The following is a 19,498-nucleotide window of genomic DNA, read 5'->3' as shown; positions in this document are numbered from 1 at the left end:
GTACTTTTTTGTGTTTTTTATTCCAATGTACACATATTTAAAAGTTGTGGTAAAAATAAAAAAACATAGAATTTTAACAGTAAACATGCTAAATTTAGATAAGATTATCCGGTAATGTAAATTTGCTGAAAATAATATAGAGGTGCTTCAATGTACAAACTTTATCATAATTTTATAGAAATTCTTAATTTAGATGAACATAAGTTAGTTATATATATTGATAACATAGAGAAGTTGTGCACTTTTGAATTTAAAGAGTTAAATGTAAATGAGTCAAAGTGGATTTGTGAAATTGATGTAAGGGATCAGATGATTTTTGAATCCACAATAGACAATTCTAATGAAATGATCTATCTCTATGCAAAGGATCATAACCTGTATATTGTCAAAGAATGCTCAGACATGATCCAATCAGATCAAGTACTTCCTATTGAAATTAACAATCAATTTGAGGATATTTATGTCAAGCAATTAGGGTTAGATCGCTACGGCTTATACAGCGGCGAAAAGGAATTGTTATTATTTTCAGGGCTGCTGAATGTAGATGAGATCAATCGTAATTATAAAATAGATTTGCCCATCGAAGAGGCAAATAGACGATTTGAGGATATCTCCTTTATTCAATACAGTGCTTTCCACTTTGTGATTACCTATGACTGTCAGAATAAAGAACTAAATGTAAGGAAAATTTTGTTTGATGTGATGCAGGAACATAAAGATATTCAAGTGACTGTGAATAATCGTAATCAAATCAAAATTTTAAATAAAGTGACGGATCAAAAGAAAATCATCAACTTTAGACTCGTCCCTAGATATCAGCCGCTAAAAGTTTTTGGTAAAGATACCTTAGACCAGTTCAAAGATGACAATATTCTTAATATCTTAGTGATTAATAAGCAAAGATATTACATCTATGTCAGAACGAATGGCGTATACTTAGTGAGAGGAAACCCATATCTCGTTACTAAACATACGTCGAGATTACGCATCTTTAGTTTGTTTAATAGTTTTTATGTTTTTGGAAGATTGACGCATTATGCGTATAATTCAGACCAAAAATATGAATATCTTTACATTAGAAACTCTGAGCATCAGCTGGCGAAATTTATAAGACCATTTAGAAAGATTAAATTCTTGAAAAGATATGGTTTCTTTAAAATCTCGTTAAATGATCTTGATTTAGACAGCAGAATCCACAATAACTTGTTTGTAGGAAATGATCACCGAATTATCCATAGTTTAAGGTTGAAAAAGAAGGATAAGAAGGTCAAAACATATATCACGAAAAAGAATGGGGACAAGCTACAAGTCCTAAGAACCAATCTATTTGGAAATGTGACATCAACTATTATTCCTTATTCACAGGAATATTCTTTATTTAGTAAAGTGAAAATAAAAATAGCGAGTATCCTATCATCATTCTATAAAGACAAAAAGTATCGTGTGAATTTGTTTTTTGAGAAAAAGAGTGATAAAGCAGATGAATCAGCTATTAGAGTGTATGACTATGTACAGGAAAATTGTCAAACAGACTCAAAAAATTACTTTATTCTTAATAAGAAATCAAGCGCATATCCAGCATTGAAAACGAAATATGGAAAGGGTATCATACCGAAATATAGTCTCAGACATTATTTAAGTATATTTAATGCCAGTTATTTTATATCAAGTGAATTATCTAACCATGTTCTAAATGATAGGTTGTATATTGACCATCTCAGAGAGAGAATCATGAGTGTCCCACTCGTCTTTTTACAGCATGGCATTATGTTTGCTAAACCAGTTGATAATCCAATGGCCTTTGGGTTTCATAAAGACAAGAATCAATACAATATTTATAAATCAGTCATCAGCTCTGAATTAGAGGCCGGTGAATTTTATAAAATGAACTATGATCGTGAGGATTTGATTTTGACAGGTCTGGCAACCTTTGATCATGCCAAATTAGTAGACGGTGCAGATAAGATCGCCTTTATGCCAACTTACCGATATTGGGAAGAGGGGCTTATTTATACGAATAGAATTGAAGAAACATCTTACTATAGAGTTCTAATCAAAATCATCAAAAGCTTTGAAGAAGCAGGTCTTCTTGATCGTCTGTTAATTGTACCGCATAACAAATTTTCACAGTACGTTTATCAAAATCTGCCTCAGTATAAACATATTATTTCTGATAACCCATCGGAAGCGCTAAAAGTGTCAAAAGTGTTTATTACTGATTATTCATCTGCTATTTATGATGCACAATATAGAGGTGCCTATCCTATTTTTTATTGGGAAGAAAAAGATTACTTGATTAGACAGTATAAAGCGATTCCTCCTGTAAATGATGAAAATGCACCAGGACCGATAGCATATAATACACAAGAGCTGATTCGAATCGTGAAACATGCGATCGATCGTCAGTATGTTGTGGAAGAGGAATATAAAGAAAAATATCTGAAAATCAACAGCTTTAACGATAATCAGAATACGAAAAGAATTACGGATTTCTTAAAAGAGCACCAAATTATCTAATATGTGATGCCCCCCCTGAATCAACGATTGAAAGGATTCAGGGGGTTTTTGTCTTCTAGTTTGACGTGCATGACTTTTGTTATAAGATGAAATGTGCATCGTTATCTGTTACAATTATGAGCGGTGCTTTTTAAAAAAGTAATCCCAAAAACTTATATCTAAGGAAGATTAGAATGAACGCAATGTTGACGATATTAAAGGAGCAAATTAGCTCATTTCCGCTGATTATGCGACTTGCTGTTTATGAAACAAAATCAAAATATCAGATGAATTATTTAGGTGTTTTATGGCAGTTTTTAAATCCATTGATTCAAATGCTGGCTTACTGGTTTGTTTTTGGTCTGGGAATTCGCGGAGGGCAGCCAATTGTCATTGGAGGGATGGAAGTTCCATTTATCATTTGGATGCTTGCTGGATTAATCCCTTGGTTCTTCATTAGTCCGACGATACTTGATGGATCAAACAGTGTGTTTAAACGCATTAATATGGTATCGAAAATGAATTTCCCGATTAGTGCGCTGCCGTCTGTAGTGATTATGTCCAATTTGTTCAGCTACTTTGTCATGATGGGTGTCTATCTGATTGTGCTGATTTCCTATGGCATATATCCTGATGCGCACTGGCTACAATATATATACTATTTTATTTGTATGATCGCGTTTATGTTTTCGTTTAGTTTGTTTAATTCCACGATTAGCGTACTCGTGAGAGACTATCAATTTCTTTTACAATCAGTGACACGTTTACTTTTCTTTTTGCTGCCGATTTTTTGGAATATCTCAGAGAAGCTCACTGGAGACAAAGCATGGATCGGGGATATACTAAAATTGAATCCTCTTTTCTACATTATTGATGGTTTTAGAAATAGCTTGTTAAAGGGAGAATGGTTCTTCCATGATGTGAAATATACGCTTTATTTTTGGCTGATCACGCTTCTTCTTTTAACAGTCGGTTCATTGCTTCATATGAAATTTAGGGATAAATTTGTCGATTTTCTTTAAAAAGTAAGGAGATTATACGATGAAACTAAAGGTTTCGTTTCGAAACGTATCCAAGCAATACGTCCTATATAAAAAGCAGTCAGATAAGATTAAAGGGCTGTTTTTTCCTAATAAAAATGAAAAAGGTTTCTTTGCTGTTCGTGATGTGTCCTTTGATGTATATGAAGGCGAGACGATTGGTTTTGTAGGGATCAACGGATCTGGAAAATCAACGATGTCGAATCTTCTTGCGAAAATCATCCCACCGACAAGTGGTGAAGTTGATATGGACGGCCAGCCTTCGTTAATTGCCATTGCGGCAGGGCTAAACAACCAATTAAGCGGGAAAGACAACATTCGCCTCAAGTGCTTGATGATGGGGCTGACGAATAAAGAGATAGACGAACTATATGAAAAAATCGTAGAGTTTGCGGATATTGGTGACTTTATTGATCAGCCTGTGAAAAGCTATTCAAGCGGAATGAAGTCACGTCTTGGCTTCGCCATTTCAGCGCATATCGATCCAGATATCTTGATTATTGATGAAGCGTTGTCTGTTGGTGACCAAACCTTCTATCAAAAATGCGTGGATCGAATCACAGAATTTAAGGAACAAGGGAAGACGATCTTTTTTGTCAGCCATTCCATTAGCCAAATTCAAAAAATCTGTGACCGAGTGGCTTGGATGCATTATGGTGAGCTTCGTATGTTTGATGAGACGAAGAAGGTCGTGAAAGAGTATAAGGAGTTTGTTGAATGGTTTAACAAGCTTTCTAAAAAAGAAAAAAAAGAATATCAATTGAAACACAAAGAAGGTCGCAAAGGCGTACAAAAAAAGACAGAGAAGGTGTCTCGATATGATGAGAACGGAAAACGACGTTCCTTTTTTGGGCCAGCCTTTCAAGTGACGATAATAGCTGTTTTAACGATTTTACTTGCCTTATCGATGTTTTCGGATCTTCCGCTTCGTACACTGGCGACGTTTGGCGCCATCCCAGCAGATAAGACAGAATCGCCTCAGTCAAAGAACCAGCTAACGAAAGGGGCGCCTGATATGAAAAAGGTGGATCGACAGACGCTTGTCACGGCAGATCCACTCACGGTGTACAAAGATCAAGCCATGAAAAAGAAGGCAGGTGTCACTTTGCCATTCGGGCAAGAGATACAAGCTGTCGCTGAAAATAAACAAACCGTTCAAATCAAAACAGCATCAGAGACGTATTTTGTCAAACCTGAAGGGCTTCAACCTGCAGAGGAATTAAAGTCTTTATCCATTGGACCTGGACAGTTCAACTCGTATGTATCGCCCGCATCTGCTGGCTCGTATGAGTATTTACTTTCTTTCCTTGGAAAAGAGGAATCTGTGCTTAAGCAAAAAATGCAAACGCTGAGCTCGATCAAAAGTGATCAAGGCGGTACGATTGAGCGATTGACCACAGAGAAAACTGACTATGTCATTCAAAATGGTCAAGCAAATGCTATTGTCTTTCATGAGGTGATGCCGATCTCTCCTTCGACACTTGGACTGACAGAACAGAAGGTTTGGATGAATGAGAAACAAACAAAATTCGTAGTAAAGGGCGAAAGCAATCTGTTTGTCATTGATAATGAAGAGCATACACTGACGATTTCAGTGATGAAATAAAAAGCTGCCGATTCCGGCAGCTTTCAGCATGTAGACAAACCCTCGCATTCGGTGTCAGTCCTGCGTGCTGGTGCTCACGAATGTCAAATTCGCTCCGCGCCAGTGCTCGTCCTTCCTAGACTTCAAAGGTTTTCTATCACGCTGAAAAGAAGACAAAGGGCTAAAATAAAGATCATTTTAGCCCTTTGTCAACAATCTGAAGCTACCGATTCCGGCAGCTTTTTTTAATTCACTTCTTCTTTTTCGAGAAGCTGTTTCATAAATGGAATGAGTTTCTTTTTCAGATCCTCATCTTGAAGGGCAAACTCGAGAGTCGTCTCGATGAAGCCTTGCTTCTCACCAACATCGTATCGTTTTCCTTCGAAATCATAGGCGAATACACGCTGGATATCATTCAGCTTTTGGATGGCATCTGTCAGTTGAATTTCCCCGCCTGCACCAATTTCTTGCTGATCAAGGTACATAAAGATCTCTGGCGTGAAAATGTAACGTCCTAAGATGGCTAGATTGGATGGTGCTGTACCTTGCGGCGGCTTTTCCACAAAGTTTTTCACTTGGTAGCGGCGTCCTTCTTGTGTAAGAGGGTCGATGATCCCGTAGCGATGCGTATCGCTGTCTGCTACCTGCTGAACACCGATCACAGATGAAAGGGTCTTTTCGTATTCATCCATCAGCTGGCGAAGCCCAGGTGTTTCGGCTTGAACAATATCATCACCTAATAAAACGGCGAATGGCTCGTCACCGATAAAATTGCGTGCGCACCAAACAGCGTGTCCAAGTCCTTTAGGTTCCTTTTGACGTATGTAATGAATGTCAGCAATGTTAGAGGATTTTCTCACCTTTTCTAGAAGCTCGCTCTTCCCTTTTTCCTCTAGGTTGCGCTCTAGCTCTGGTGCAAAATCAAAATGATCCTCAATGGCTCTTTTTCCTTTTCCAGTGACGATAATAATGTCTTCAATTCCTGATTCAACAGCTTCTTCAATAATATATTGAATGGTTGGTTTATCAACGATTGGCAGCATTTCTTTAGGCATAGCTTTTGTTGCAGGGAGGAAACGTGTCCCAAGACCTGCAGCTGGTATAATGGCTTTACGTACTTTTTTCAATGAACTTTGCACCTTCCTTACATAGATAACCGATTTAATCACTCAATGTTTGTTCTTGGTCGTCTGTTTAAAGTGTAACTTACAAATCATAGGAAAGACAAATAATTTCACTAAAATGAATTTTAGATAATTCATATTTTATATGTTAAATGTAAAGGAAAGAGAAATTTAACGTTAATTCAATGTAAATTTCTTTTTTTATACCATTAAATTTATCCTCCAAATTGTGTATAATTGAAAGTACTATACTAGGAAAGAGGATTAAACAAGTGAAAAAACTAAATGTAATGACTATTTTCGGTACTAGACCTGAAGCGATCAAAATGGCACCACTTGTCCTTGAATTAAATAAACATCCACAGATAAATTCGATTGTCACTGTGACAGCCCAGCACAGAGAAATGCTTGATCAAGTTCTTGAGGCTTTTTCAATTACGCCAGATCATGATTTAAACATCATGAAGCAGCGCCAGACATTATCTGAAATCACATCAAATGCACTGTTAAAGCTAGACCAATTATTCCAAGAAGAAAAACCTGATATTGTCCTTGTCCATGGGGATACTACAACAACCTTTGCAGGAAGCCTGGCAGCATTTTATCACCAAATTTCAGTTGGGCACGTCGAAGCAGGATTGAGAACACACAATAAGTATTCGCCTTTCCCAGAGGAATTGAACCGTCAAATGACAGGCACTATTGCCGATATTCATTTCTCTCCTACAGAGGAAGCGAAGCAGAATCTTTTAATTGAAAATAAAAAAGAAGAGACCATTTGTGTGACAGGGAATACAGCGATTGATGCCCTGCAAACTACAGTTACTGAGCATTATCAGCACCCTATTTTAGAGAAAATAGGCACGGATAAAATGATTTTGTTAACGGCCCACCGCAGAGAGAATCTCGGCCAGCCGATGAAAAATATGTTTAGAGCCATTAGACGTGTTGTAGAAGAGTTTGAAGATGTTCAGGTCGTTTATCCTGTTCATTTAAACCCTGCCGTACGTGATGCAGCTCAGACAGAATTTAGCGGTCTCGATCGTGTACACTTAATTGAACCGCTTGAAGTCGTTGATTTCCATAACTTTGCTGCCGCTTCGCACTTTATCTTAACGGATTCTGGCGGTGTACAAGAGGAGGCGCCTTCTCTAGGGAGGCCAGTTTTAGTGCTCCGTGATACAACAGAACGTCCAGAAGGCGTGAAAGCCGGCACACTTAAGCTTGCAGGTACGGATGAAGAGACCATTTACAAAATGGCTAAAGAGCTGCTAGTAGATCAGAAGGAGTATGACAGCATGTCGAAGGCGTCTAACCCTTATGGTGACGGACAAGCATCGAGACGAATTGTCGAGGAGCTCCTCCATCGATTTGGATTAAGTGAAGAAAAACCTGCCCCATTTAAATCATAAAAAAAGAAGACAAAGAGCTAAAATAAAAACCATTTTAGCCCTTTGTCAACAATCTGAGACTACATTCATGTAGTCTTCTTTTTTTACTGCTCCAAACTGTCCTTCAATTCCTTCTTCACTTTAGCCAAACTGCTATCATCAAGCTGATAATAATAGATATTATTGATGCGTGCTCCTGTACCTTTCAGCTCGTGTTGCTTCACATGCTGTCTTGCGTCACGGTAGTCATTCATCATCGTCCACATGTCATCAAAGGACATGTTGGTCTTCATATTGTTTTCCACGACTTTGAACATATCGCCGAACTTCGTAATAGATGAAATGTTTGCCCCTTTAGCAATGATGCCTTCAATGACTTGACGCTGCCTTTGCTGACGTCCGAAGTCACCCTTTGGATCTTGTTTTCTCATTCTTGTGTAGGCAAGGGCTTGATCGCCATTTAGATTAATTTCTCCTGTACCAAATGAATGACCATCATAGCTGAAAGCAAATGTGCTGTTCACTGTAATACCGCCAACTGTATCGACAATATCCTTAAAGCTTTCCATATTGACTTTCACGAAGTAATCAACAGGTACATCAAGCAATTCCTCTACAGTATCAGCTGCCATTTGTGTGCCGCCGAATGCATAGGAGTGGTTAATTTTATCCATTGTGCCTTTTCCGACAATTTTCGTATACGTATCACGCGGGATACTCACCATCTCAGTCGTTTTGGTTTTTGGGTTAACGGTCATGTATATTAATGTATCCGCACGGCCTCGGTCATTTTTTCTTTCGTCAACACCCATGACTAAAATAGAAATCGGGTCTTTCTTATTTAAATCGACATCTTTGTCACGCTTATCTGACTTCTTTAAATTCTCCTGAATGCCTGCCACGGTTGATGCTGCTGTATTCCAAAGATGATATGCATATCCGCCAGTTGCTAATACGAATAAGCCAATAATCGATAAAACAATCCAAAGAACCTTTTTCTTCTTTCGTTTTCTTTCAGCTCTCATAATGTCCCTCACCTTTTCTATGATTCTTCCATGATTATAGGTTTACGAATCTTGATAAACAAGTTATTTTTTTACTCTGAACCTAGATATAGACGTTGCAACAAAAAAAAGGTTTCAAAAAACCTTAAATTTACCTTAAAATATTAAGTTATAAGACGATACAAAGACATGAGGTGAAAAAAATGAAGAAAATCGTCGTTTTACCGTTCTTAATACTACTACTTGGTATCGTGCTCACAGCATGTGGAACGGCTGAGCAGTCCTCGGGAGAAAACAACACAAGCAGTTCAACTCCTCAGGTGCTGGAAGAAAAAGCTGAATTTATTGGAATGGCTGATGCACATACAGTCGAAGTGAAAAAAGTGAATACGACCTTAAGCTATGAATTTACGGATAATTTTAAAGATGTGTTAAATGAATTCAAACCAGGAGACAAAGTAGAAATCTCTTACTTTATCAATGACAGTGGTCAAAAGGAAATTCAAAAGATTGAAAAACAGAAGTAAAAAAGATGGGCGGGATGAACAAAATTGAAGAAAACAGGCGTTACACTTATTGTTCTCATGACAATGACTCTACTAATCGCACCCTTTCAGTCTGCCATGGCTAGCTCAACAATTTCAGTGAAATTGTCTAATTATATCGGAAATAAAAAAACGATGGATCTATCCACAGCTGGAGAATACAAGCTGTCAGGATCGAATGTGGCTGTCACGAAAAGATATGATGGCAAAAATCGATACGAAGTTGCCAATAGCATCGCGTCTGCCGGCTGGAAGAATCCATCAACAGTTGTCATTGTGAGCCGTGATGCATTTGATCATGCCATTTCTGTATCACCGTTAGCTTACAAACTAGGCGCACCCATTTTGTATACAAACATTGAAAAACTAACAAAAACAACTGAAAACCAGCTGAAGAAAATGAAGCCGGATAACATCCTGATCGTTGGTAACACGAAAAGTATTTCAACAGCTGCTGAGAAATCTATTAAAAAGTATGGGAAAGTCAGACGTATTAGTGGAAAAGACAAGTTTGAAATCTCCCAAAAAATCGCTAAAGAAATGGGTAACTATAAGCAAGCTGTCGTTGTCGGTGGAAACTCATTTATGAATGGGATTGCGATTGCATCCTATGCTTCGAGAAAGGGATATCCAATCCTGTTAACAAAAAAGGATTCCATTCCGTCTTACAAGCTGCCAAGCAAAGTCATCATCATCGGTAGTACGAAAAGTACGGGACAAAAAGTAGAGAATCAAATTAAAAAAACGTCACAGGTAACAAGAATCAGTGGTGCCAATCGCTATGAACTCTCTGTGAATATAATGAAGAAATTAAATATCAATGCAGATAAAGTTTATTTGGCAAAAGCCTCTAGCTATATTTATGCTATGCCGCTGTCTCAATTGGCTGCAAAGTCTAATAGTACTGTTGTGTATGTGAAACCGGATTCTGTCACAGCGTCACTAAAAAAACTGCTGAAAGAAAAGGGTACATATGCTTATCACCTTGCTGGTAGCACAAGTGCGATTAAAGATAGCTTGAAGAACTCATTAGCCAAACAAGTCTATCTGAAAAAAAATCAAAACTACCAATTGAATATTTCTAACGGAAAAATTTCATTAAAAGGCATAAAGACGTATAACAATGTAAGAGTTGTTCCTGAGAAATATTCAACGAAAAATATCCTTCAAATTGCAGGGAAGCCGTACTTAGGCAGCGTCAACTTTGCAATTGAATCAGGTTATATCAGGCCGACTCTCGAAAATATCCCATTTGAAGACTATCTAAAAGGCGTGGTACCAAATGAAATGCCTGCAAGCTGGCATGTTGAAGCGCTAAAAGCACAGGCAGTGGCCGCTAGAACGTATTCAGTGAAAAGTATTGGAAAAGTCGTACCTGATACAACTGCCTTCCAAGTATATGGAGGATATAACTGGTACACGAATTCGACAAAAGCTGTCGATGCCACAAAAGGGAAAGTACTGAAATACAACAATCAGCTCATTTCAGCCACCTATTATTCTAGTAATGGCGGATATACAGAGGCAAGTGAAGAAGTGTGGGCAAATGCACTGCCGTACTTAGTGGCCAAAAAGGATACAAAAGATCCGGTCAATGCATGGACATTAAAACTCTCTAAAAAACAGCTAGGCACAACATTGACTGCTAGCACAGTAGCATCTCAGTGGTCTAAGGCAAAAGAGACAAATGCAACGGATCTTGCTGGTCTCAAATCATGGCTGCTCAAAAACAAAGAAACAGCTGCATCTGATATGAAGATTGCATCCATCTCAAGCCTGACGTTCTCAGGAAAAACAAAAGGCCAACGTGCGAAGACGGTATCAATCAAGCTGACATATCATTTGAAAAATAAAACAGGCACATATGCAGTAAACAAAAGTACAACGGCAAGTATGAAGATGACCGAGTTTAGATCCATCATGGGCGCAACAAAGGTGAAAAGCACATTTGCGTCAGTCAAAAACAATACAAATGACTTTACGATTTCAGGAAAAGGATATGGTCACGGCATTGGCATGAGCCAATACGGTGCCAAAGCTAGAGCAGAATCTGGAAACTCATATTCTTCCATACTTTCGTTCTACTATCCAGGTACAAAACTAACAAACTATTAAAGGGTTAAAGGAGGACATAGATGATGCGCTCAATCATGAAAACAGCCATCCTCAGCCTCATCGCCATTTTCGTTATTGTTCCAACAGCTTCAGCAGATAATTCAGTCTCACGAATTGATGGCGGAAGCAGATATGCTGTAGCAGCAAACGTAGCGAAAAAGGGATGGGGAACTGCAAGTACAGTCGTAATAGTAGGGAAAACTGCGTATGCAGATGCAACAGCAGGGATTCCACTTGCACACCAAAAAAATGGACCAGTTCTTTATACAAACAGTAAGAGTCTTTCAGGTGATACGAAAAAAGCCCTAAAGGCTTTAAAAACAAAGACAGTGATCGTTTTAGGCAGTACATCAAGTGTGTCAAATAACGTAATCAATGAAGTGAAGAAAATGGGCATCTCTACACAACGTATTTCAGGAAAAAATCGATATGAGCTATCTGCAAATATCGCAAAGAAAATGAAAAAGCCAGCAGGCGTCGTTGTCGTTGAAGGTTCCTTCTACGCTCATGGGATTGCAATTGCACCGGTAGCAGCACAAAAAGGTTTCCCGATTCTCTACACAGATAAAAAGGGACTTCGTTCTGAAATCGCATCTGTTGCAAAAGCAAGCAATGTCAAACAAACCATTGTAGTCGGCGGAGAAAATTACGTCACAAAAGCAGCTTATAATCAATTGAAATCTCCAACACGAATTAAAGGCTCCACTCGTTATGACGTTGCCGCTAATATTGTGAAAAAGTATAATATGAGCACGAACAATACCTATGTAGGAAGAGGGTTTGGCTACGCCACTTCATCTTCTGCTGCAGGGATCGCAGCGAAGCAAAACAAAGCATTGCTTCTAACGAATGAAAAAACATTACCAAAAGTAACAAGAGCAACCATTAGCAGTAAAAAAATCACCAAATTTACTGTCGTAGGCAGTGCAAATACGGTGACACCAACTGTCGTGAATCAATTGAAAAACCCTGTCGTCGGGAAAAAAGTATTCATTGACCCAGGTCATGGCGCACATGATTCAGGAGCTGTAGGCTACGGGTTATATGAAAAGAACTTGAATTTAGATGTAGCCAAGCGTTTAAATACGAAATTAAACAACGCGGGTGCACTTGTTACCATGTCAAGAACATCAGACACATTTGACAGTCTTCAAACACGAGTGAGCAAAGGTGCGTCAGCAAATGCAGATATCTTCATCAGTGTCCATGCAAACTCAAATGATAACAGCAGTGCAAACGGAACAGAAACGTATTATGACAAAACATATGCGTCTGCAAACAGCTTGAAGCTTGCGCAAAACATTCAGCCGAAAATGGTCAGTGCACTTGGTACAAGAGACCGTGGTGTGAAAACAGCTGGATTCTACGTGATTAAATATTCTAAAATGCCGAGTGTTCTTTTAGAAACTGGTTTTGTGTCAAGTCCAGTTGATTCAAACATCTTGAAATCGGCTACGTATAAAGATCGTTTAGCGTCAGGCATTTCAAGCGGTGTGTCAGGTTACTTTAGATAAGAAAATACAAACATGAGGGGTGCCTCAGATACTCCTCTTAGGCTGCTCGAGAACGTCTCTCGGCAGCCTTTTTTCAAAAGTCTATGAAGTGATCGGGTCATCAATAGTGTGTCAAGTTAAAAATACATTTCATTTCTAGTTATCTTTGTTATAATTGAAACATAAAAGGTGAATGGTTTACGCGTGAATCTAAGCGACAGCCAATCGACAAATCATGAAGAGGTGACAATTTTGAAAAAATTAATCACAATGCCGTTTCTAGTATTGCTTCTAGGTGTACTACTCACAGCATGCGGCACAACAAATCAATCAAGCGACAACAATAAGGATGACAGCAAAAAGGAAACAACCGAAGCAGCTGATCAAAAGAAAGAAAATGCTTCAGAGAAAAAGGAAAAAACAGAAGATCAGTCATCAAATGAAAAAGCAGATGATCAAAGCAAAGAAACAGTTGCTCCAAAAGAAGAGCAATCTGGTCAATCTGATGAAGACGCAAAAGACAGCTCAAGTAAAGAAATCACAAAAGAAGAACCTACTAAGGAACAATCAAAAGCTGAATCTAAAACAAAGAAAGAATCAACAACAAATAAGAAAAATGAAGTCACCAAGGAAGGCACATATGTCGGCTTGGCTGATGGACATACCATTGCTGTGAACATTGATGGCAAAGAAGTCGCTATTCAATTCGGAAATACGTTTTCTAAACAAGTGAACAGCTTAAAAGAAGAATCAAAAGTGAAAGTCACTTATACAAAAGATGCAAACGGAACCCTTCGATTAAAAACGATCGAATCTGTTAAAGCAAAATAAAGAAAAGACCCGGAGACCCGCAGAATTGCGGGTCTTTTTTACGTTGAAAAGGGCATAACTTGATATAAGTGCACATTCTTAACACAGTTTTACAAGACTTAACAGCGCATTTACATTTGCTTAATGTTGCTCTGCTAAACTGACTTTCATAGAACATCTCTTTACACAACAACTACTTTGAATGGTGAGGTGCAGGTCAGTGAGTGCAGAGAAAGCGATGAATCTTTATAGAGAATATGAAGTGAGACGAAACCACTCTTTTGCTTTAACAGAACATATGGTTCGTTATTTATTTGCAAAACGTTTCATAGATTTAATGTTCTCGTTCATCGGATTGATGTTGAGTACGCCAATCATTTTGCTGTTTGCTCTTTTGATTAAGCTGGAAACACCGGGACCAGCCTTTTATATGCAGGAGAGGGTCGGGAAAGACGGTGTTTACTTTAAATTATGGAAGCTCAGATCGATGAGAACCGATGCTGAAAGCGGAGGAGCGAAATGGGCACAAAAAAACGACCCACGTATCACCAAAGTGGGAGCCTTCATTCGTAAAACAAGAATCGATGAACTCCCTCAATTCATCAACGTGTTAAAAGGAGAAATGAGTATCGTAGGTCCGCGTCCGGAAAGACCGATGTTTACCGCAGAATTTAATCGGACGATTCCAGGTTTTACGAAAAGATTAACGGTCAAGCCGGGACTGACAGGTCTTGCACAAGTAAATGGAGGATATGAAATGAGTCCAAGTGAAAAATTAACACACGACTTACATTATATTCAAAACTTGACATTTTCTCTCGACACGAAGATTATGGTAAAAACGTTAAAAGTCATCATGACGGGTGACGGAGCCAGATAAGTAAAGTAGGGAAGAGAAATGGCAAGTATGAAAAAACGCATGATAGGCGGGGCAAAATGGACAAGCTTGTCCGCATTCATCATTACGATCATCCAAATTGCACAGTTCGCCTTTTTAGGGAATGTGATGTCACTGAAGGAGTTTGGACTCGTTGGCATGATCACAACTGTCACAATATTTACGCAGATTTTACTTGATCTAGGGATCGGGGCAGCGATCATCCAAAAGGAACAAACAACAGAACGTCAATTATCCACATTATATTGGATCAACTTACTCACTGGAGTTGTCTTATTCTGTTTACTCATTCTAGTTAGCCCAATGATTGCCGCCTTTTATAACCGGCCAGAGCTGGAGGGGTTGCTGAAACTATTATCAATCATGTTTTTGATTGCTCCTATTGGCCAGCAATACCAATACATGATGCAAAAGGACCTAGCCTTTAAAACATTAAGTGCCATTGAAGCCGTTGCAACCATGATATCGCTGATTGTTTTACTCGCTTTGGCCTTCTTCATCAATCCGATTGTTGCCTATGTCATTTCTCAAGTGCTGCTGCAATCAGGAAAAGGGCTTATGTATGCCGCAACTTATTGGAAGAAGTGGCGCCCAGCACCTGTTTTTGCATTAGGAGAAGTGAAAGAATTTTTCTCATTTGGTGCATTCCAGCTCGCATCCAGACTAGTCAATCGAGCAGGATCGAACATAGACATGATTTTAATCGGCCGGTTTCTTGGAGCAGAAGCGTTAGGTATTTATAGCTTGGCGTATCAAATCGTGACGATCCCCGTGCTGAAGATTAACCCAATCGTGACGAGAGTGGCTTTCCCGGTTTTCGCAAAAAGTCAGCGTGATCACTCCATGCTGCGAGAGGGCTTCCTTAGTATGACGAATATGCTCGCATTGATTAGCTTTCCGTTATTAATCGGTCTTGCTGCCGTATCAGATAGCTTTATAGAGGTAGTGTTTGGCGAGAAATGGCTCGTAGCTGTTCCGGTTCTTAATATATTGTGCATTGTCGGACTTCTGCGTGTGCTGATGAATCCAAACGGGTCAATACTTCTTGCAAAGGGGAGAGCGGACTTAGCCTTTTATTGGGATACGGGGATGCTTCTTGTGTATGGATGCGCCTTATATGTAGGTGTCAGCACAGGCAGTCTGCTCACAGTAGCTTGGGTTTACTCAGGTGTCAGCCTGCTCAACTTCATTGTCGGCAGATGGCTCATGGCGTATGTCATTCAGCTAGATATGAAGGTTTATTTGAAATCACTTGGCAAGCCTGCTGCTATGACGCTATTGATGGCCGCCTGTGCGGTAGCCCTCCATCAAGGGATGAAGCTGACGTCAGCCGACATTTTACTTCAATTAGGATTGACGATTTGTGTCAGCGCAGCATTGTATGGCTTGCTGCTCATCAAAATGTATCCGCAAGTTGCAGGCAAATTATTGAGAAGAGGTCGTTCGTCATGAAGGTGCTATGGCTGACAAGTGTATATCCTAGTGAAACACATCCAAGTGAAGGCGTATTCCATGAAACGCAAGTGCAGGAGCTGCTCAAACAAGGAGTACAAGTGACCGTCATATGTCCCAACCCGGTCAATCCACCGGTTTTGCGGATGCTGAAGGCGTCCTATCGGCAGAAAAAAGATCTGCCCGAGCAGGAAGTGAGAAACGGAGTGACCGTATACAGGCCGCCCTATACAGCGCTCCCTGGACAGCTGAAATGGGCACAGCCGAGTAAACGAATAGCTTCTACTGTTCTCAGCGCCATGCAGCGTTATCAGCTGTCACCAGATTTTATCCATGCGCACTTTGCGATGCCATCTGGCGGAGCGGCGGCTGTGATTCAGAAAAAAACGCAAATTCCTTATCTTTTGACCTTACATGGCAGTGATGTGAACGTGTATCCGAGCTATAGCAAAGGGGCACATGCAGCCTTTGAAACGGCGGTGAAACAGGCATCTGCTGTTCTGACGGTGAGCGAGGAGCTTGCTAAAAAGACACATGACATGACAAAGGTAGAAGCGAAATGCCTCCCGCTCGGTATTCCGCTCCAGTCATTTTCTAAAACGAAAGAAGATCAACAAGGCATCAGGAAAAAGTTAGGCTTACCCCTTCACGACAAGCTCGTTGTCTTCGTCGGACGATTAGTCAAAGAGAAGGGCTTACTTGAATTAGCTGATGCTGTCAGCGGCTTGGATGGTGTGAAAGCAGTTTTTGTTGGAAAAGGCCCCCTTGCAAAGGAGCTCACAGAACGTGCTGGAGCATCCATTCTACTCCCAGGGCAGGTGCCGAATGATCAGGTGAAAGACTATTTAATAGCAGCCGATTTGTTTGCACTCCCATCCTATAGTGAAGGAATGCCAACCGTTGTTCTGGAGGCGCTCGCTTTAAAAGCACCTGTCATTGCGACAAGAGTCGGTGGTCTCCCAACCTTATTTTCTAGCTATCAACACCTCCTCGTTGATCCGCATTCGGCAAATCAGTTAAAAGAGGCCATTCACGCCTACCTTTATGAAAACAGATGGAATGAGCAAGTGAAAAACGATCTTTATCAAATCGTTCATACAGAATATTCATCAGCAAATAATACGAAGCAGCTCATACAGCAATATGAAAAGGTGCTTCATCAATCAAGATCCATCGTTTAAACAAGATGAAATGTGCAAAGAATGATAGATAGATAAACAGCTTGGAACGGACAATATGCTTTTACTGAGAGGATGAACAATGTTGAAGAAAATTGCTGTGATTGGAACAGGGTATGTCGGGTTAGTATCGGGTACTTGTTTTGCTGATATCGGAAATCGTGTCATCTGCTGTGACATCGATGAATCAAAAATCAACAGCTTAAAAAGTGGTGTCGTTCCCATTTATGAACCGGGTTTAAAGGAATTGATTGAAAAAAATACGGAAGAAGGAAGACTGTTTTTTACAACCAATATTCCTGCTGCTATCCGGGAATCAGAAATTATCTATATTGCTGTAGGGACTCCGATGACAGCACAGGGGGAAGCAGATTTAACGTACGTGAAAGCTGTCGCTCAAACAATTGGTGAACATCTAAATGGCTATAAAATCATCGTCAATAAAAGCACAGTGCCCGTTGGAACAGGCCGGCTCGTTCAAGCCATTGTTGAAAAAGCATCGCGCAGTAAATACCCTTTTGATGTCGTATCCAATCCAGAGTTCCTCAGAGAAGGCTCTGCCATCCAAGACACGATGAATATGGAGCGGGCAGTAATCGGCTCGACAAGCACCCATGCGTCAACCATCATCAAAAGATTGCATGATCCGTTTCAAACAGAGGTTGTGGAGACCAACTTAGAAAGTGCTGAAATGATTAAGTATGCTGCAAATGCCATGCTTGCCACAAAAATCTCATTCATCAATGACATTGCAAATATTTGCGAGCGGGTGGGCGCTGATGTTGAAAAAGTTAGCGAAGGCGTTGGATTAGACAGCCGCATCGGGCATAAATTTTTAAAAGCGGGCATTGGATTTGGGGGTTCTTGTTTCCCGAAAGACACGATGGCTCTTCTCAAAATTGCCGAAACAGCCGGATACCGGTTCAAGCTGATCGAGTCCGTGATTGAAACGAACAATCACCAAAGAGCGCACCTTGTCAGCAAACTGATGAGTGTATTCGGTGATATTAGAGGTAAAACCATCTCTGTTTTAGGTCTCGCATTCAAACCGAATACGAATGATATGCGTTCTGCGCCTGCATTAGACATTATCCCAATGCTGAGAGAGCTAGGTGCTTTTGTGAAGGCCTATGATCCGATTGCTTATGTAGAAGCAGAACGAGAGCTTGGCCCGCAGGCTGTCTTCAGTAATGACCTGTATGAAACAGTAAAAGATACGGATGCTTGCCTCATCCTAACAGAATGGGATGACGTACAGAAGATGGATAAAGATCAAATCAAGCAGCTGCTTCGTTCACCGATTGTAATTGATGGAAGGAATTTGTTTGATCCAGCAGAAATGAAAGAGAGAGGATTTATTTACCAGTCTATCGGCCGCCCAGGCGTATGGGAAGCAGAATTGGTATCAAAGGCACAATAACAGGGGGAGCTTGGATGAAGAAAGTATTGGTTACTGGGGGAAGCGGATTTATTGGATCACACACGGTAGAGGCTTTACTAGAAAAAGGCTACGAGCCCATCGTTCTTGATAACTTTTCAACTGGATCTCGGGAAAATATTGATCACCTTTCCGTTCAATGCATTGAGGCAGATGTCACAAAATCAGAAACGGTCGATTTGATCAAACAAATAAGACCGGATTATATCATTCACCTTGCAGCACAGGTGAGTGTCGCCGTTTCCGTTCAGAATTTCGTTTATGACGAAGAGGTCAATATCAAAGGGTCTCTGAATGTCATGAAAGCAGCTGCTGAAACGGGGGTGGAGAAAGTGGTATTTGCCTCATCGGCAGCTGTCTATGGAGATCCAGTGTATTTGCCAGTAGACACCGCTCACCGGCTAAAGCCTGGTTCGCCTTATGGTTTATCGAAACTCACAGTAGAGCGATACTTAGAAATGGCAAAATCACTGTATGATGTGGACTATTGTATTCTTCGGTATAGCAATGTTTATGGTCCGCGACAAGATGCACTTGGCGAAGGCGGGGTTGTCTCTATTTTCTCTGATAAGTTTGCAAAGGATGAGGCTCCTTTCATTTTTGGAGATGGGGAACAAACAAGAGATTTCATCTATGTAGGTGATCTAGCAGCAGCGAATGTCGCGGCTTTAACAGCTCAATCAAACGTTTGTTTAAATATTTCATGTGGTGTTTCGATCACTGTGAATGAGCTATTTCAAACGATGAAGCGAGTGACGAGGTCGCATCTTGAACCAATTTATAAGCCGCAGCGTGCAGGAGATATTGTGCATAGTACATTGGCAAATGAGGAAACGAAACAAGTCTTAGCGTGGGAGCCTGTTGTGAGTTTACAGGAAGGTTTGGCTCGTACCATTTCCTACTATGAACAGGAAGTCAAGGCTTAATCC

Annotated in this window: 15 protein-coding genes; 13 read left to right on the top strand and 2 right to left on the bottom strand. The window is 40.0% G+C overall.

Annotated elements, in window-relative coordinates; all coding sequences use genetic code 11:
- Window positions 1-150: 150 nt before the first annotated feature.
- The 3 genes from MKY83_RS17085 (at window position 151) to tagH (ending at window position 5,142) form a co-directional block, all read left to right on the top strand.
- Complete coding sequence (locus tag MKY83_RS17085; protein WP_342487508.1) at window positions 151-2,517, top strand: CDP-glycerol glycerophosphotransferase family protein; 2,367 nt, start codon at window positions 151-153, stop codon at window positions 2,515-2,517.
- 173 nt (window positions 2,518-2,690) lie between these two features.
- The gene (locus MKY83_RS17080) at window positions 2,691-3,518 is read left to right on the top strand and encodes an ABC transporter permease (protein ID WP_065097920.1); all 828 of its coding nucleotides are present in this window, start codon (window positions 2,691-2,693) and stop codon (window positions 3,516-3,518) included.
- A 19-nt stretch (window positions 3,519-3,537) separates the two neighbouring features.
- Complete coding sequence (tagH, locus tag MKY83_RS17075; protein ID WP_185107769.1) at window positions 3,538-5,142, top strand: teichoic acids export ABC transporter ATP-binding subunit TagH; 1,605 nt, start codon at window positions 3,538-3,540, stop codon at window positions 5,140-5,142.
- A gap of 224 nt (window positions 5,143-5,366) precedes the next feature.
- Here the strand turns inward: tagH and galU are convergent, their stop codons facing one another.
- On the bottom strand, window positions 5,367-6,248 hold the full coding sequence (galU, locus tag MKY83_RS17070) for a UTP--glucose-1-phosphate uridylyltransferase GalU (protein ID WP_034660174.1): 882 nt from the start codon (window positions 6,246-6,248) through the stop codon (window positions 5,367-5,369).
- 269 nt (window positions 6,249-6,517) lie between these two features.
- Between galU and wecB the strand changes: the two genes are divergently transcribed.
- The gene (gene wecB, locus MKY83_RS17065) at window positions 6,518-7,657 is read left to right on the top strand and encodes a UDP-N-acetylglucosamine 2-epimerase (non-hydrolyzing) (RefSeq protein ID WP_342487507.1); all 1,140 of its coding nucleotides are present in this window, start codon (window positions 6,518-6,520) and stop codon (window positions 7,655-7,657) included.
- Between the two features lie 83 nt (window positions 7,658-7,740).
- Here the strand turns inward: wecB and MKY83_RS17060 are convergent, their stop codons facing one another.
- Window positions 7,741-8,661, bottom strand: a complete 921-nt coding sequence (locus MKY83_RS17060; protein ID WP_065097923.1) for a LytR family transcriptional regulator — start codon at window positions 8,659-8,661, stop codon at window positions 7,741-7,743.
- Window positions 8,662-8,843: 182 nt separating this feature from the next.
- On the opposite strand from MKY83_RS17060, the gene MKY83_RS17055 reads away from it, so the two are divergent.
- The 9 genes from MKY83_RS17055 to MKY83_RS17015 all read left to right on the top strand — a co-directional run bounded on the left by MKY83_RS17055 (window position 8,844) and on the right by MKY83_RS17015 (window position 19,495).
- Complete coding sequence (locus MKY83_RS17055; protein ID WP_003212891.1) at window positions 8,844-9,167, top strand: hypothetical protein; 324 nt, start codon at window positions 8,844-8,846, stop codon at window positions 9,165-9,167.
- A gap of 24 nt (window positions 9,168-9,191) precedes the next feature.
- A complete protein-coding gene (locus MKY83_RS17050) occupies window positions 9,192-11,300 on the top strand; it encodes a SpoIID/LytB domain-containing protein (protein ID WP_340961924.1) in 2,109 nt (702 codons plus the stop codon).
- Window positions 11,301-11,323: 23 nt separating this feature from the next.
- Window positions 11,324-12,814, top strand: a complete 1,491-nt coding sequence (locus MKY83_RS17045; RefSeq protein WP_044140362.1) for an N-acetylmuramoyl-L-alanine amidase — start codon at window positions 11,324-11,326, stop codon at window positions 12,812-12,814.
- Window positions 12,815-13,045: 231 nt separating this feature from the next.
- On the top strand, window positions 13,046-13,624 hold the full coding sequence (locus MKY83_RS17040; RefSeq protein WP_113767767.1) for a hypothetical protein: 579 nt from the start codon (window positions 13,046-13,048) through the stop codon (window positions 13,622-13,624).
- Window positions 13,625-13,823: 199 nt separating this feature from the next.
- Window positions 13,824-14,483, top strand: coding sequence for an exopolysaccharide biosynthesis polyprenyl glycosylphosphotransferase (locus MKY83_RS17035; RefSeq protein WP_003213432.1), 660 nt, complete (start codon window positions 13,824-13,826; stop codon window positions 14,481-14,483).
- A gap of 18 nt (window positions 14,484-14,501) precedes the next feature.
- Window positions 14,502-15,953, top strand: coding sequence for an MOP flippase family protein (locus tag MKY83_RS17030; protein ID WP_265208603.1), 1,452 nt, complete (start codon window positions 14,502-14,504; stop codon window positions 15,951-15,953).
- Window positions 15,950-17,134, top strand: a complete 1,185-nt coding sequence (locus MKY83_RS17025; protein WP_342487506.1) for a glycosyltransferase — start codon at window positions 15,950-15,952, stop codon at window positions 17,132-17,134. Before MKY83_RS17030 ends, MKY83_RS17025 begins: the two co-directional genes overlap by 4 nt.
- Window positions 17,135-17,213: 79 nt before the next feature.
- Entirely contained in the window at window positions 17,214-18,551 is a 1,338-nt protein-coding gene (locus MKY83_RS17020; protein WP_003212916.1) for a UDP-glucose/GDP-mannose dehydrogenase family protein, read from the top strand.
- Between the two features lie 14 nt (window positions 18,552-18,565).
- Window positions 18,566-19,495 carry an NAD-dependent epimerase/dehydratase family protein gene (locus MKY83_RS17015; RefSeq protein WP_003212787.1) on the top strand — a complete coding sequence of 310 codons (930 nt, stop codon included), beginning with the start codon at window positions 18,566-18,568 and terminating at the stop codon, window positions 19,493-19,495.
- Window positions 19,496-19,498: the final 3 nt, after the last annotated feature.

It is taken from the genome of Bacillus sp. FSL M8-0266, from assembly GCF_038613425.1.
GTDB classification, from domain to species: Bacteria; Bacillota; Bacilli; order Bacillales; family Bacillaceae; genus Bacillus; species Bacillus pumilus.
The sequence above is the reverse complement of the archived record's forward strand: the minus strand, read 5'-3'. Positions and strand labels throughout refer to the sequence as shown.

Coding starts and splice junctions, on each gene's coding strand:
- MKY83_RS17085 (WP_342487508.1), top strand. CDS start 151: ATGTACAAACTTTATCATAATTTTATAGAAATTCTTAATTTAGATGAA.
- MKY83_RS17080 (WP_065097920.1), top strand. CDS start 2,691: ATGAACGCAATGTTGACGATATTAAAGGAGCAAATTAGCTCATTTCCG.
- tagH (WP_185107769.1), top strand. CDS start 3,538: ATGAAACTAAAGGTTTCGTTTCGAAACGTATCCAAGCAATACGTCCTA.
- MKY83_RS17060 (WP_065097923.1), bottom strand. CDS start 8,661: ATGAGAGCTGAAAGAAAACGAAAGAAGAAAAAGGTTCTTTGGATTGTT.
- MKY83_RS17055 (WP_003212891.1), top strand. CDS start 8,844: ATGAAGAAAATCGTCGTTTTACCGTTCTTAATACTACTACTTGGTATC.
- MKY83_RS17045 (WP_044140362.1), top strand. CDS start 11,324: ATGCGCTCAATCATGAAAACAGCCATCCTCAGCCTCATCGCCATTTTC.
- MKY83_RS17030 (WP_265208603.1), top strand. CDS start 14,502: ATGGCAAGTATGAAAAAACGCATGATAGGCGGGGCAAAATGGACAAGC.
- MKY83_RS17025 (WP_342487506.1), top strand. CDS start 15,950: ATGAAGGTGCTATGGCTGACAAGTGTATATCCTAGTGAAACACATCCA.
- MKY83_RS17020 (WP_003212916.1), top strand. CDS start 17,214: ATGTTGAAGAAAATTGCTGTGATTGGAACAGGGTATGTCGGGTTAGTA.
- MKY83_RS17015 (WP_003212787.1), top strand. CDS start 18,566: ATGAAGAAAGTATTGGTTACTGGGGGAAGCGGATTTATTGGATCACAC.